Origin of the sequence: Paracoccus sp. MKU1 (assembly GCF_001447385.1) — a bacterium.
Classification (GTDB): Bacteria; Pseudomonadota; Alphaproteobacteria; order Rhodobacterales; family Rhodobacteraceae; genus Paracoccus.
In genome coordinates, this window is the sequence record NZ_LLWQ01000099.1 from 22,608 (window position 1) to 35,733 (window position 13,126).

The window sequence follows — 13,126 nt, forward strand, 5'->3', positions numbered from 1 at the left end:
CTTCTCCTGCCGGGTTCAGGCTGCGACGCGATCGGGCGCCAGTCGATCCAGCGATGCGATGGCGGACGCACCAAGGGTCGTGAAGGGCGGCAGCACGTTCTGCCATTCGGGGTTGGCGGTGCGGCGGGCCACCAGATACTTGACCGCGGGGATCAGAGGCCATGCCGATATGGCGGTGCGCAATTCGGCAAGCCGGGGCGCCAGGCCCAGCTCTCCGCGCCAGACGCGCGCGCAGATCGGGGCGGTCTGGTTCACCGTGGCCGAGATGCAGCCGGCGAAGCCGTCCCGTCGCCCCGCGGCCAGCGAGGTTTCCGAGCTGGGAAAGACATTCAACCCGGGCAGCCTGGAGACCAGGTTCCGGCAATAGGACAGGTCGCCGGAACTGTCCTTGATGCCGTCGAACCGCTGCGGCGCCACGGCGTGCAGATGCGCGATCACCGTCTCGGGGATCACGAAGCCGGTCATCTGCGGGAAGTTGTAGAACCAGACCCGGATCGGCCGGTCGCCAAGCGCCGCGTGAAGCGCCAGGTACCAGGCGATCAGCCCCTCGTCGGACGGGGGCGTATAGTAATAGGGCGGCAGGACCAGCGCCACGGGATAGCCCAGGTCATCGGCATGGCATGTCAGATCGATCGTTTCGTCGATCGACGGCGTGCCGGTTCCGACCATCAGGCGGCGGAGGTCCAGCGCCTCGGCGGCCTGGGTCATGACAACACGACGCATCCCGATATCGAATGAATTCGCCTCGCCGGTGGATCCCAGGATGTTCACTCCATCGCAGCCATTGGCCAGGGCCCAGCGGGCATGTTCCACAAAGGCGACCCCGAGGAAGCGGCCCTGTGCATCGATCGGTGTCGGCACCGCAGCGACGATCCCTTTCATCCTATTCTCCTTGAGATTGCCTGCATGACTGGACGGGGGCGGATCGGCAGATCGGGATGATCCGGCCGGGGCGCCATGGCCCGGGACCAGCCGCCGGGTTCCTCCATCTCGCCCGCCGCGTTGATGAAGACTTCGCGGTTGATGCGCGCGAAGATGGCGTTTTCGGGATCCAGCTCGTCCTCGTATCGGATCGCGTCAACGGGGCAGATGCTTTCGCACATACCGCATTCGATGCATTCGGTCGGGTGGATGTAGAACATCCGCTCGCCCTCGTAGATGCAATCGACGGGACAGGAGGTGGTGCAGATCCCGTCCTTGACGTCGATGCATTGGCCCTGGATGACAAGCGCCATGGCAGTTACCGGCCGCGCCAGACGGGCGCGCGCTTTTCGCGAAAGGCGGCGACGCCTTCGACCGAATCCTCGGATTGCAGGGCGGCGATCAGGGCCGGGCGGCGCAGGTCGCGCGCCTCCTGCGGATTCAGATGCGCCGTCGAACGGATCGTGTCCTTGATCGCGGCCACCGACAGGGGCGCGCAGGACAGGATGTCCGCGACCCAGGCATCGACTTCGGCATCCAGCCGGTCGGGCGGCACGAGCGCATTGACCAGCCCGAACTGCGCGGCCTCTTGCGCGGACAGCATCCGGCCCGTCATCATCAGCCCGGCGGCGATGTTGCGGGGGATCAGGCGTTGCAGGGCGACCATGCCGCCATCCAGCGGCAGGCGACCGACCCGTGCCTCTGGAAGTCCGAACCGGGCTTCGGTCGAGGCGATGACGATATCGGCGCCCAGCACCATCTCGAACCCGCCGCCAAGGGCAAGGCCGTTGACCCGGCCGATGACCGGCACGGTCAGGCTTTGTCGCAGGGCGATGCCGCCGAAGCCGTTGGGATTGGCGGCACCCCAGTATTCCAGCCCGCTGAGCCCGTTGGCGGCCTTCATGTCCGCGCCCGCGCTGAAGGCCCGGTCGCCCGCCCCGGTCAGGACCACGCAGCGGATATCGCTGCGCGCCTCGATTTCCGACCAGATACGGTCAAGCCTGGCTTCGGTCGCGGCATCGACCGCATTCATCCGGTCAGGGCGGTCGATGGTGACGCGCGCGACCTGATCGACGACTTCGAAGCGGACGGTCATACCGCCTCCTTCCGCGCGACGGCGTTCAGGTTGAATTCGCGGATGACCTCGTCGGTATGCTCTCCCAGTCGCGGCGGCGCATGGCGGATCACCAGAGGCGCCTCGCTGAGATGGACGGGCGACCCGACGAGCGTGATCTTGCCAAGGATCGGGTGGTCCAGGTCCAGCAGCATGCCATTGGCTGCGGTCTGCGCGTCGTCCAGCGCCTCGCCCAGGGATCGGACGGGGGCGCAGAGCAGGTCCTGATCTTCAAGCCGCTTGATCCAGTGGGCGGTCGTGTTGGTGGCAAAGGCATCGCGGAAGCGTCCCTGCAAATAGGGCTTGTTGGCCCGCTGCGCCGCGAGATTCGGATAAGCGGACGACAGATCCTCGATCTCCAGCGCCGCGCAGATGTCGCGCAACGGATGCGGCTTGAAAGCGCCGACCACCACCACCGCCCCGTCGGTCGTGTCGAACACGCCGGTCAGAGGCATCGCGGCCCAGTTCAGCACCTCGCGATGCTTCGACCACTGCGCGGCCTCCTGCATCTGCATGGCGATCATCGAGTCATAGAGCGAGACGCCGACCTTCTGCCCGCGCCCGGTCCTGACCCGCGCCAGAAGCGCCGCAAGGATGCCCTGCACAAGATGCATCCCGGCCGTGTAGTCGCAAAGCGTGGTCGGATAGATCGACTTCGGCACCGCCGGATCCTGGGTCTTTTCCATGACCCCGGTCATGGCCTGGGCCAGCACGTCCTGGCCGCCCTTGTGGGCATAGGGACCGGCCTCTCCGAAGCCGGTGCCCGACGCGCAGATGATGGCGGGGTTGATCTTCGACAGCGTGTCGTAGTCGAAGCCCAGGCGCCGCATCACCCCAGCGCGGAAATTGTCCACCACTACGTCCGATCTCCTGACCAGGTCATAGATCATCCGGCGGCCGACCTCGGACTTGGTGTCGATCTCCACCGACCGCTTGTTGCGGTTGAGCGAGGCGAAGACGGCGTTGTTCATCGCCTCCTCGCTCGGCTCTCCGAAGAAGTTGCGCGACAGGTCGCCCTCGCCCGGGCGTTCGACCTTGATCACGTCCGCACCGAAATCGGCCAGCATCTGCGTGGCGCAAGGCCCCATCATCACTTGGGTAAAGTCGAGGACGCGGATGCCCTCCAGCGGAAGGTGCTGTTTCGTCATGGTGGTTCCCTTTCTCAGGCGGCGGCGATTGGTTCGATCAGCGCATTGGCCGAGGGCATGTCGCCCGGATCGGCGCCCTGCGCCCGCATCTGCTTCTGGATGGCCCTGACATCGACGTCGCGCAGCGCGCAGTTGGCCTGAAGCGCCTTGGCCACGGCCACGCCGGCAGCCTCGCCCTGGGCCATGCAGGGGGGAATTTCGCGCGATTGCTTCTGCGCCTCGCTTTCGACCGAATAGTGCCGTCCGGCGACGATCAGGTTGTCGATCCCCCGGGGCAGCAGCGCCCGATAGGGGGTATAGTAATCCCTGCCCCGGCAGACCGAGTCCGCGAAATGGCGCCGCTTCTTCACGTCGTCCTTGGTGACGATGTATTCGCCCTGCAACAGCCGCGTCTGCCGGATGCCCATCTGCTCGGCCGCCCCCAGCATCCTGGCATTCTCGAAGCCCGGCAGGTTGGCGCGGGCGAATTCCAGCAGCGCCATCATCCGGCGGCGGCCTTCATATTCGGCCTCGACCATGTGCTCCGGCGACAGGCCGTCATAGCCCGGCATATGCGGGCAGTTGCACCAGACGACGCCGGGCAGCGGCGTCTTCAGCCACCACATCCCCCAGGCCCCGCCGATGACGCGCCTTGCCTGGCGGTCCAGCGCCTTGAAGGCTTCGGGGTTCTCGTACTCGAACGCTTCCGCCCTGGCGGTGTCCACGTCCATCAGCCGGAAGACGGTCGTGACGATGAACTGCCCGGTCGCGAAGGACGCGCCCGCCGAGGCCGCCACGTCCAGATCGCCCGAGGCATCCACCACCATCCGTGCCCGGATCGCTTGCCGGCCCAGCTTGGTCTGCACGATCACGCCGGTGACGCGGTTGTTCTCGACGATGGCTTCGGAAAACCAGCTATGGGTGCGCAGCTCGATCCCGGCCTCGGCGACCAGGTCCAGGCTGACGCGCTTCCAGGCATCGGGGTCGAAGGCGACGGCATGGATGATCGGTTGCGGCATGCCCTGCTTGTGAAAGTCGATGCAGCCCCAACGCGCCCATTTCTGCCACATTTCCCAATTGGTCTGGCAATCTTCGGGCGGGGGAAAGACGGCGCCGTCCTGGCGCTGCATCCGGTCCACGAATTCGCTGACGATGCCGGTGGTGACAATCTCGGTCCCGTCATTCACCATGTCGTCCAGCACAAGGACCATGCCGCCCGACGCCATGCCGCCGAGATGGTGATAGCGTTCCACCAGCGTCACCCGCGCCCCGTTCCGGGCGGCCGACACGGCGGCGGACAGACCCGCCGGCCCCGCGCCGATCACCACCACATCGGTGTCGCTGACGACCGGCACCTGCTCGGCCCTGGCGGTGAGAAAATCCCTGATGCGATCGGTCATTTGGACAAACTCCTCCTGTCACGCCGGGGCGGGTCAGGCCCGCGGCGTCGATTTCCGGTTGTTTCGAATGGTCTCAGGTTACCAGCGCACGATCCGGCGTTCGGCCAGCGTGACCAGGGCGAACATCAGGACGGACAGCCCCGAGGACATCAGCACCGTGGCGTAGAGCAGCGGCGAGTTGAAATTGAAGGTCGCGTCGATGATCAGCGCACCCAGGCCCAGATCCGCCCCGACCCATTCGCCGACGATGGCACCGATGACCGAGGTGGTGGCCGAGATCTTCAGCGCCGAGAACAGGAACGGCAGCGACGACGGCAAGCGCATCTTCCAGAAGACCTCGGCCTTCGACGCCGACAGGATCCGCGCCAGTTCCAGCGTCTGCGGGCTGACCGACTGCAAACCGCGCACCATGTTGACCAGCGTCGGGAAGAAGCAGATCAGCGCGGCGATCACCACCTTTGCCGTCATGCCCGGCCCGAAGATCAGCACAAGGATCGGCGCGATGGCCAGGATCGGGATGGTGTTGACGAAGACGGCGATCGGGAAGAACGCCCGCTCGACATTGCGGGAATGGACGAAGGCCACCGCGATCAGGATGGCGGCAAGGTTGCCCACCACGAATCCCGCCACGCTTTCGAAGAAGGTGGGCCAGAAGTTCTGCATCAGCAGCGGGAACTTCTCGACAAAGGTGACGGCGACATCCGACGGCGCGGGGGCGATATAGGTCGGGACGCCAAAGGCCCTGACCCCCAGTTGCCACAGTCCGATCAGCGCGACGGCGGTTCCGATCGGCACGATGGTCGAGATCAGCCTTGCCCTGCGCGCCGTGCTGCGGGCGAGGGCCTGGGGATCGGCGATGGGAAGGTTTTCGATGGCAGCCATCAGCAGGTCTCCAGAAGTTCGCGCAGATAGCTGCAATACCGATTGAATTCGGGCGTATCGCGCAGTCTCATCTGGCGCGGTTCGGGCAGGTCGATATCGACGATTTCGCGCAGACGTCCGGGATTGGCGCGCAGCATGATCACCTTCTGTCCCAGGAAAACCGCCTCGGAAATGGAATGGGTCACGAACAGGATCGTCGTTCCCGTTTCCCGCCAGATGTCCAGCAGCTGAAGGTTCAGCCGGTCGCGGGTCATCTCGTCCAGGGCGCCGAAGGGCTCGTCCATCAGCAGCAGCTTGGGCTGGCACAGCAGCGCGCGCGCAATGGCGACGCGTTGGCGCATCCCGCCCGACAGTTCATGCGGAAGGGCGTTTTCGCGGCCCTTCAGGCCGACCAGCTCCAGCAATTCGCGGGGGCTGCGCGGCCCGGTCGGGATCACGGCCCCGCGCTTGCGCCCGATTTCCAGCGGCAGCTCGACATTCTTCAGGGCCGACCGCCACGGCAGCAGGGCGGCATCCTGAAAGACGAAGGCGAATTCCCGCGCCAGCCGTGCCTCTTCGGTCGTCTTGCCGAAGATCGAGACATCGCCCCCCGCGGCGGGGATCAGGTCCGAGACCAGCCGCAGCAGCGTGGACTTGCCGCATCCCGACGGGCCGAGGATGGTGTAGAACGCACCGGCCTCAAGCTCCAGGTCAAGCTTGTCGATCGCGGTATAGGTTCCGAAGCGGACCGTTGCCGCGTCCAGCCTGGCCGCCGGAGCGTTCACCCGTGCCGCACCGACCGGCTGCCCCACAAGGGTTTCCATGGGTTCCATCATGTCGTTCAACCATATACCGGCCGCACTGCGGCGATTTCATCCAGCACCGAAAGGGTCATGACATCGTCGACCGCAGGCGCCCCGCCTTCGAACTGGCCAAGGCGATCGTAGATGTCGATCTGCGCCTGCCAGTTTTCGCGGGTCATCGTACCCCAACCGCGTTCGCGCGTCGCCTCGTTGAAGCTGTATTCGACGACGGAACCCACCGCTGCGAGTTCGGCTTCCCGGTCAAGGTTCGGATAACGCGACACGAGGATGTCGACAGCGGCTTCGGGATTGTCATGCACCCAGCCCCAGCCGCGTGCGATCGCGCGCAACATCCCGCGGACCTGCTCGGGGTTTTCGTTCAGCGACCGGTCGGTGACGTAATAGGGATTGGCGTAAAGCTTGATGCCCGCATCCCACAGGGTCATGTCGACCCGTTCCGGCCCCAGCACGGACAAGGCGCTGACATTGGTCTTCCAGCCGGTCACCACATCGGCCTGGCCCGTCAACAGCGGCGACATGTCCGCGCCCATCACCAGCACCTCGACCTGATCCTCGGGAATGCCGTTGGCGGCCAGCAGCGCCTGCAACAGAATCCGCGCGGTGCCGTTGGTGGCGACGGTCTTGCCGATCAGATCCTTCGGCTCCCGCACCGGGTTCTTCTCGAGCGAGAAGTAGGTAAAGGGATGCTGCTGATACCCTGCCGCGATGCACTTGACCGGCAGCCCCTGGGAGCGCGCCAGCATCAGCGACGGGCTGGAGCTGATCGAGCCGATCTCGGCCCGCCCCGACGCGACCGAGGCAACGCCATCCACGTTCGGACCTCCGGCGACGACTTCCAGCGCCAGCCCTTCCTCGGCGAAATAGCCGTTCTGATCGGCAGCCAGTTCCCCCAGGATACCGTTCCCCGCCAGCCAGCCAAGCTGAAGCTTGATCGTATGGATATCAGCGGCCCAGGCCCGTTCGATACTGATCCGGGTTCCGACAAAGGCGGTCCCAAGGGCCGCCATGCCCTGCAACAGACTGCGCCGGTCGAGCTTTGTTCTGTATCGCATCTTTCCATCTCTCTGTTGGGGATAGGGCGGCCCTTGTTTCGACCTTGTTGAACCGACTTTAGCGTTGCAGGGGCGGTGCAGATAGGAGAAAGTTTTACCAACAGTGGTGCGGAAAACGCATCGCCCCCTCTCGCATCGAGGCAATATGCATACCAGCTTCCTGAAGTATTTCGACGAGGTCGCCCGGCAGCGGTCGATCCGCAAGGCGGCGCAGCTGCTCAACGTTTCGTCCACCTCGGTCAACCGCAAGATCCTCAACGTCGAGCAGCGGCTGGGCGTCTCGATCTTCGACCGCACCCCGGAGGGCGTGGAGCTCACGGCCGTGGGCGCGATCCTGCTTGAGCATTGCCGCACGGTGCTTCACGATTTCGAGCGCACCAAGATCCTGATCGACGACATGCGCGATCTGCGCACGGGGCATATCAACATCTGCACGATCGATTCGATTGCGATGGGCTGTCTGCCCCGGGCGATGAACGAGTTCGGAAAGATCTATCCCGACATCTCGATCTCCGTCACCACCGCCCAACCCGAGGACGCGGTGCAGGCCGTGGCCAGCGGCGCGGCCGAGATCGGAATCGCCTTTACGTTCTCGGACCATCCTGGCGTCAGGCTGCTATCCGAAAAGTCCGCGCCCTTCGGCGTCATTGTTCGTCCCGACCATCCGCTCGCAGGCCGGACCAGCGTCACACTCGACGACATTGCCGCCTACAGGCTGGTGCGCACCATCGATGCCCGAGGCGGCAACTCGATCATCGATCAGGCCATCACGACATTGGTTACACCGCTGTCGACACATATTTTCACGAACACATTGTTTCTCGCGAAGCAAATGATCCTGGGCGGCCACGGCATCGGGCTTTATACCAAGATCGGCTTCTACGACGACATCGAAGACGGCCAGCTCCGCTTTGTGCCGCTGATCCAAGAGATGCTTGCCAACATCCGGGTAGGGATCTTCGTATCGACCTCAAGCCCGATCGACCCCGCCAAGCACCTGATGTGCAACGCGCTAACAAGGGAAATGGCAAGTATGCGTCTGGACTCCTGACGGGCGTTGCCGCGCAAGCACAGCCCGAGAGGGCGGCCTTCCTGACCTGCCATCGGTCTTTCATCCCGCCGCGATCAAGGCCCGGTTGGCGTTTAGGCCGATCGGCGCAGGTTCAGAAACCGGCCCACGTGCGGGGCCTTCATCTCGCGCAGCGGGGGGGCGATTGCACCGGCCAGACTCCGCTCGCAGTTGGCCGAGGACTGGTATCCCGCGCAGAACCAGCTGGTCCGGAGCAAGGCGGACCAGCCAGGCTTTCGGCAAAAGGCGGCGATCAATTGCCCATGCTGGCCAGCCGCTCCATATCCACCCGGACGACCGAATCCAGCGCGCCCTCGCGATAATCGGGATGCTCCTTGTCATGCGGCGCCTTCACCGTCAGGAACAGGGTCCGGCCGTCCTCGCCGACCTCCAGGCTGTTGGGGTGCGTCGGCAAGGGAATGCGCTGCTTGACCGCATAGCCCTGCGCGTCGATCACCAGAAGCCCGCCGGTGCCGGTCTTTGCCTCGCGCTCGACCCCGCGCCAGGTGGCATAGATCTCTGACCGCGCCGGGTTGTAGGCAACGTCCAGCGCGCCGGTGCCGACCGGAATCTGCGCAACCACCTTGCCGCTGGCGATGTCGAAGACATAGAGCACGCCCTTGTTGGCATCGGCCGCGAACAGCCGCTGGCCTTCGACATCAATCGCCAGGTTGACGAAGAAATGCTGCGAGGCCTCGGCCCCCTCCTCGGTCGTGTCGCCGGTCGAGAATGCGCCGATCCGCGCGCCGCCGACCGTGTCGATCACCGCGATCTCCTCGATGCCGCCGCCGCTGGCGTAGAAGCGCCCTGCCCCGCCGTCATAGGCGGCGCCGGCGGTCCAGAGCCCGCCCTCGATCCGGTGCGCAAGCTTGCCCGCCTTGGTGTCGACGATCCAGGTCACGCCCTTCTGGCCGGGGCTGGTCACGAAGGCAAGGCCCTTCTCCTCGTCCAGCACGATCATGCGGGTATGCTCAAACCCCTCGCCCTCGGGCTGTCCCAGCTGGATGGTGTCGAGGACTTGCCCACCCCGCGCATCGATAACGGTCAGCGAGCCGTCGAGCGTATTGCCCGCGTAAAGCCGCCCGGTGCTGCGGTCCAGCGCCAGCGCGAAGGGCCGGCGCGGCAACTGGATCTGCCGGATCGGGCGCAGGTCGGTGGCGTCCAGCACATGGATGAAACCCGCGGTGCCCTTGTCGAAGGACGGGGTCGAGGCGACGAAGACCAGCCCTTCCCCGGCCCAATGCACCACCTCATAGGCGCCGGGAATGCTGTCGGTGCGGATCACGGCGGGGGCGAGCTCGGCGGCGGTCAGCGCCGCGGGCTCGGTCGGGGCGTCCTGCGCGGCAAGCGGCAATCCCACCCCGGCCACGAGGGAAAACGTCAGCAACCCGGCCAAGGCAGAGGCTTTCGACAAAAGAGGACGATTGAAGCACATGTAGTTACCCTCAAGCATACGTTCAGAACTTCGCTCGCAGTGTCAGTTCGACGCTGCGTTCGTCGCCATAGACCACCCGATCGTAGAAACCGGTCGTGGCGTAGTATTTCTCGTTGAAGATGTTGTTCACGCTGAGCGTCACACCCGTCCGCTCACCGATGTCGTAAGCGGCGTTGAGGTCGAAGACAGCATAGGATCCCTGCCGCACACCCATCGATTCACCATCCCACGGCATGCTGATCGTATGGCTTTGCCAACGCATTGCACCGCCCACCGTCAGTTTTTCGTCGAAGATGCCTATGGGGCGGTAATCCGTCGCTAGCTTCAACGTGTGGCGCGGCTGGTGGGTGTAAAGCTCCGTACCGTCCTTGTCCTTCGAGATGCGGAAGGTATAGCCGGCCGAGACGTTCCAGCGGTCGTTGATGGCACCCGCCGCCTCAAGCTCGAAGCCGCGCGTCGTGGTTCCGTCTATGCTGCGATAGATACTGCGCTGCAAGTCGTCGTCCCAGCGCACATATTCCGCCACATCCTTCTGATCGGTCTGGAAGATTGCAGCCGAGACGTAGAGCGCCCCGTTCAAGGGATCGCCCTTGACGCCCAGCTCATAGTTCCAGCCATAGGTCGGGTCGAGGTAATTGCCTTCCTCGTCCTGGCTCAACTGCGGCTGATAGATGCTGGAGACGCTGCCATAGGCCGTCCAGACCGGGTTGAGGTCATAGGTGAAGCCCAGATAGGGCGTGATCTCCCCGTCATAGGAATATTCGAACGGCAGCGAATTGTTGCCGGTCTCCTTGCCCTTCCACCAATTGGCACGGGCACCCGCCAGCACCCTCAGCTGATCGGTCGCGTGGAACTGGAGCGTCCCGTAGAGCGCATATTGACGGGTTTCGGATTCGGCCCAGTAGGTGCGGGTCGGCGACCATGTCGGTTCGGCGGGACCACCGTTCCAGTCGAAGATGCTGCCAACCGGGGGCAAAGGCCGAAGGGCGCCATAGCCGTCATGATGCATCTTGCCGTCAGAGGCTATCGCGCCGACGACGAATTGGTGTTCGCGACCCATGGCCTGAAAATCGCCGTTCAGCACCGCGTTCAGCGAGTTCTGCCGGAAATATCCCACATAGCGCGTCGCCGAGGACAGCGAGAGCCCCTCGCCCGTGGCACGGTCGGGCGCGCCGACGAACCAAGCCAGTTGCGTATCGAGTTCGTTGCGCATGTGATTGAAGACCAGCCGGCCGGTCCAGCCGTTCTGGAACACATGTTCCAGAGAGGCGAAGACCTCGGTCTTTTCGGTGTCGCCATAGGTCCAGTCGGTGCCCACGGTCGAACCCCATGGCCAGTCGATCAGCCCACCGTCGGTATAGAACGGCGGCAACCCGCCCCAGGTCACGTTGTCGGTCTTGGTCTTTTGATAGGTGATGCCGGTGCTCAGCAGCGTATTCTCGTCGATATCCACGTCCAGAGCGCCGAACAGGGCATATTTGTCCTTGTGATAGCCGTCGAGCGTGCCATCCCGACTGTCCACCACACTCACCAGTCGGCCCCGCACCGTGCCCGAGCCATTCAGCGGCCCCGAGACATCCGATTCCACGCGCGCGCCCTTGGGATAGGCCAGCGAGACGGCGGCCTGGTTCTGGAACTCCTTGGTCGGGCGCTTGCGGATGAAATTGATCGAGGCGCCGGGCTCGCCCGCGCCCTGCATCAGCCCGGTGGCACCGCGCACGATCTCGACATGGTCATAGAGCGCCATATCGGGGTTGTTGTCGCCGAACTGCCAAGTGCCGTCGCGCGGCACCGGCACGCCGTCATACTGATAGGTATTGATGAAGAAACCGCGCGAATAGTAGTTGATGCGATCGCTTTCATAGGCCTGCACGGTGATGCCGGTGGCCGCGTCCATCGTCTCGGCGACGGTGGTGATGTTGCGGTCCTTCATCTGCGCATCGGTGATGACGCTGGTGGATTGCGGCGTCTCCTTCTGGCTCAGAACCAGGCCGGTGGCCGAGCGCATCCATTCCGTGGTCCAGCTGTTCGTGCCTTCGGTCTCGGTGCCGGGCGCAGCCGTGATCGTCACCTCCTCCAGGGTAACGGTGCCGTCGGTGGTCACGTCGGCCTGCTGGGCCAGGGCCGGGCAGGCCAGCAGCGCCAGGATGCCGGCACCAAGCGCCGTGGTCTGCCGCGCACGATCGGCGAAAGAAATTGGTGGTGAGTGTGTCATGGCAAGCCATCCGATACGGTTCGGGTTTCGGCTTGCATGCGGCTAGCTCCGGTGCCTGCTATTCCCGCCGCTAGGGCCGGCGATCAAGCGGAGTCGGCAGATGGCGCAGGCTTGCGACAATTCTGCAACAAGCCGGCGATCAACCGTGCGCTGCCGAAGTAGCGATATCAGACGGCTTACGCGGGCAACCATGCTCCGAGCGTATTAAACGGCATCCAACGGATTGGGAGCAAGTTTGGCGCAGATAAGATTGCCAACCCCAGCTTGCTGAAACTTACGAGCTTCTCAGGGAGAGCCGCGGGCGGCTTCCGGATCAGGCGGCGCAGACCCGGCCCGCCGGACACCTCATCTCCCGGACCGAGCGGCCAGGTCGCGCTGAGGTGGTCGCGCAGAAGATCTCGAAACGGCTGCAACTCGCCCGACCCGCTCTCTCTCTACCCACCAGATCATGCAACCGCCCAAGCCGCCACCGGTTCGAGGCACGCCCCGAATGCCAGATCCGTGCCGTCCCAATACAAAGGCTTCAGCCGGTCCGTCCGGCGCGAACGGAAAACACCGTGCCGGTGAAAGGATCTTTGCGCAGCGTCGATGCGACCAGCGCGCAGGCCGTCATGACCCTTCCCGAAGTCAACAGGCTTCATGGCCACCATGATCCGCACCCAGAGACCGACGCAATCCGCCCAGCCGAGGCCAGGGGTTCCGAACGGATCACCAATGCGCCCGAGACAATCTCCGGCCCAACCGCGGCACCGACATCGGCGCACGGCGCATCCTCAACTGGGCCGACTGTCAGTGCGGCGCACTAACCGGATCCTCCGGCTCAGGCAGTTCCAGCCGACCTGTCCGCGCCAGCGCCCGCCACGAAGGATGTGGGTCGCAGGAACATCATGCCGTCGCGCCACCTCGTTCACCGTGACGCCGTGCAGCAAGGGCTCCGCCACGGTCCGCGCCTTCACCTCATCCGGCCATGTCCGGTTCCGACGACTGCGACCGCCAGCCGGGGGAAACCCATCCCCAAACCGTCCCGGTCCAATGAACCGATCAGGATGCCGGCCGCGAGGTGCGCCGCAGAGAGCGCTTACGGATCGCTCCGGCGCCACTCGCCCGT

At 64.7% G+C, this 13,126-nt stretch carries 13 protein-coding genes; 1 reads left to right on the plus strand and 12 read right to left on the minus strand.

The window, feature by feature from the left end:
- Nucleotides 1-15: 15 nt before the first annotated feature.
- The 8 genes from AQY21_RS06465 to AQY21_RS06500 form a co-directional block, all read right to left on the minus strand.
- Nucleotides 16-882 carry a dihydrodipicolinate synthase family protein gene (locus AQY21_RS06465; protein WP_058096938.1) on the minus strand — a complete coding sequence of 289 codons (867 nt, stop codon included), beginning with the start codon at nucleotides 880-882 and terminating at the stop codon, nucleotides 16-18.
- Nucleotides 879-1,235: a ferredoxin family protein gene (locus AQY21_RS06470; RefSeq protein WP_058096939.1), complete on the minus strand. Its 357-nt coding sequence runs from the start codon at nucleotides 1,233-1,235 to the stop codon at nucleotides 879-881. The genes AQY21_RS06465 and AQY21_RS06470 overlap by 4 nt, the downstream gene beginning before the upstream one ends.
- Before the next feature lie 5 nt (nucleotides 1,236-1,240).
- On the minus strand, nucleotides 1,241-2,017 hold the full coding sequence (locus tag AQY21_RS06475; RefSeq protein WP_058096940.1) for an enoyl-CoA hydratase-related protein: 777 nt from the start codon (nucleotides 2,015-2,017) through the stop codon (nucleotides 1,241-1,243).
- Nucleotides 2,014-3,183, minus strand: coding sequence for a CaiB/BaiF CoA-transferase family protein (locus tag AQY21_RS06480; protein ID WP_058096941.1), 1,170 nt, complete (start codon nucleotides 3,181-3,183; stop codon nucleotides 2,014-2,016). The genes AQY21_RS06475 and AQY21_RS06480 overlap by 4 nt, the downstream gene beginning before the upstream one ends.
- 14 nt (nucleotides 3,184-3,197) lie before the next feature.
- Entirely contained in the window at nucleotides 3,198-4,562 is a 1,365-nt protein-coding gene (locus AQY21_RS06485) for an FAD-dependent oxidoreductase (RefSeq protein ID WP_058096942.1), read from the minus strand.
- 78 nt (nucleotides 4,563-4,640) lie between these two features.
- A complete protein-coding gene (locus AQY21_RS06490; protein ID WP_058096943.1) occupies nucleotides 4,641-5,444 on the minus strand; it encodes an ABC transporter permease in 804 nt (267 codons plus the stop codon).
- Nucleotides 5,444-6,247, minus strand: a complete 804-nt coding sequence (locus AQY21_RS06495; protein ID WP_058096944.1) for an ABC transporter ATP-binding protein — start codon at nucleotides 6,245-6,247, stop codon at nucleotides 5,444-5,446. Before AQY21_RS06495 ends, AQY21_RS06490 begins: the two co-directional genes overlap by 1 nt.
- Before the next feature lie 17 nt (nucleotides 6,248-6,264).
- A complete protein-coding gene (locus AQY21_RS06500) occupies nucleotides 6,265-7,299 on the minus strand; it encodes an ABC transporter substrate-binding protein (protein ID WP_058096945.1) in 1,035 nt (344 codons plus the stop codon).
- A gap of 145 nt (nucleotides 7,300-7,444) precedes the next feature.
- Between AQY21_RS06500 and AQY21_RS06505 the strand changes: the two genes are divergently transcribed.
- The gene (locus AQY21_RS06505) at nucleotides 7,445-8,350 is read left to right on the plus strand and encodes a LysR family transcriptional regulator (protein ID WP_058096946.1); all 906 of its coding nucleotides are present in this window, start codon (nucleotides 7,445-7,447) and stop codon (nucleotides 8,348-8,350) included.
- 271 nt (nucleotides 8,351-8,621) lie between these two features.
- On the opposite strand, the gene AQY21_RS06510 is transcribed toward AQY21_RS06505, so the two are convergent.
- The 4 genes from AQY21_RS06510 to AQY21_RS30165 form a co-directional block, all read right to left on the minus strand.
- On the minus strand, nucleotides 8,622-9,764 hold the full coding sequence (locus AQY21_RS06510; RefSeq protein ID WP_238986706.1) for a YncE family protein: 1,143 nt from the start codon (nucleotides 9,762-9,764) through the stop codon (nucleotides 8,622-8,624).
- Between the two features lie 61 nt (nucleotides 9,765-9,825).
- Entirely contained in the window at nucleotides 9,826-12,018 is a 2,193-nt protein-coding gene (locus AQY21_RS06515; protein WP_058096948.1) for a TonB-dependent siderophore receptor, read from the minus strand.
- A gap of 446 nt (nucleotides 12,019-12,464) precedes the next feature.
- Entirely contained in the window at nucleotides 12,465-12,668 is a 204-nt protein-coding gene (gene tnpB, locus AQY21_RS30160; protein WP_082658007.1) for an IS66 family insertion sequence element accessory protein TnpB, read from the minus strand.
- 123 nt (nucleotides 12,669-12,791) lie between these two features.
- Nucleotides 12,792-13,118, minus strand: a complete 327-nt coding sequence (locus tag AQY21_RS30165) for a transposase (protein ID WP_082658008.1) — start codon at nucleotides 13,116-13,118, stop codon at nucleotides 12,792-12,794.
- Nucleotides 13,119-13,126: the final 8 nt, after the last annotated feature.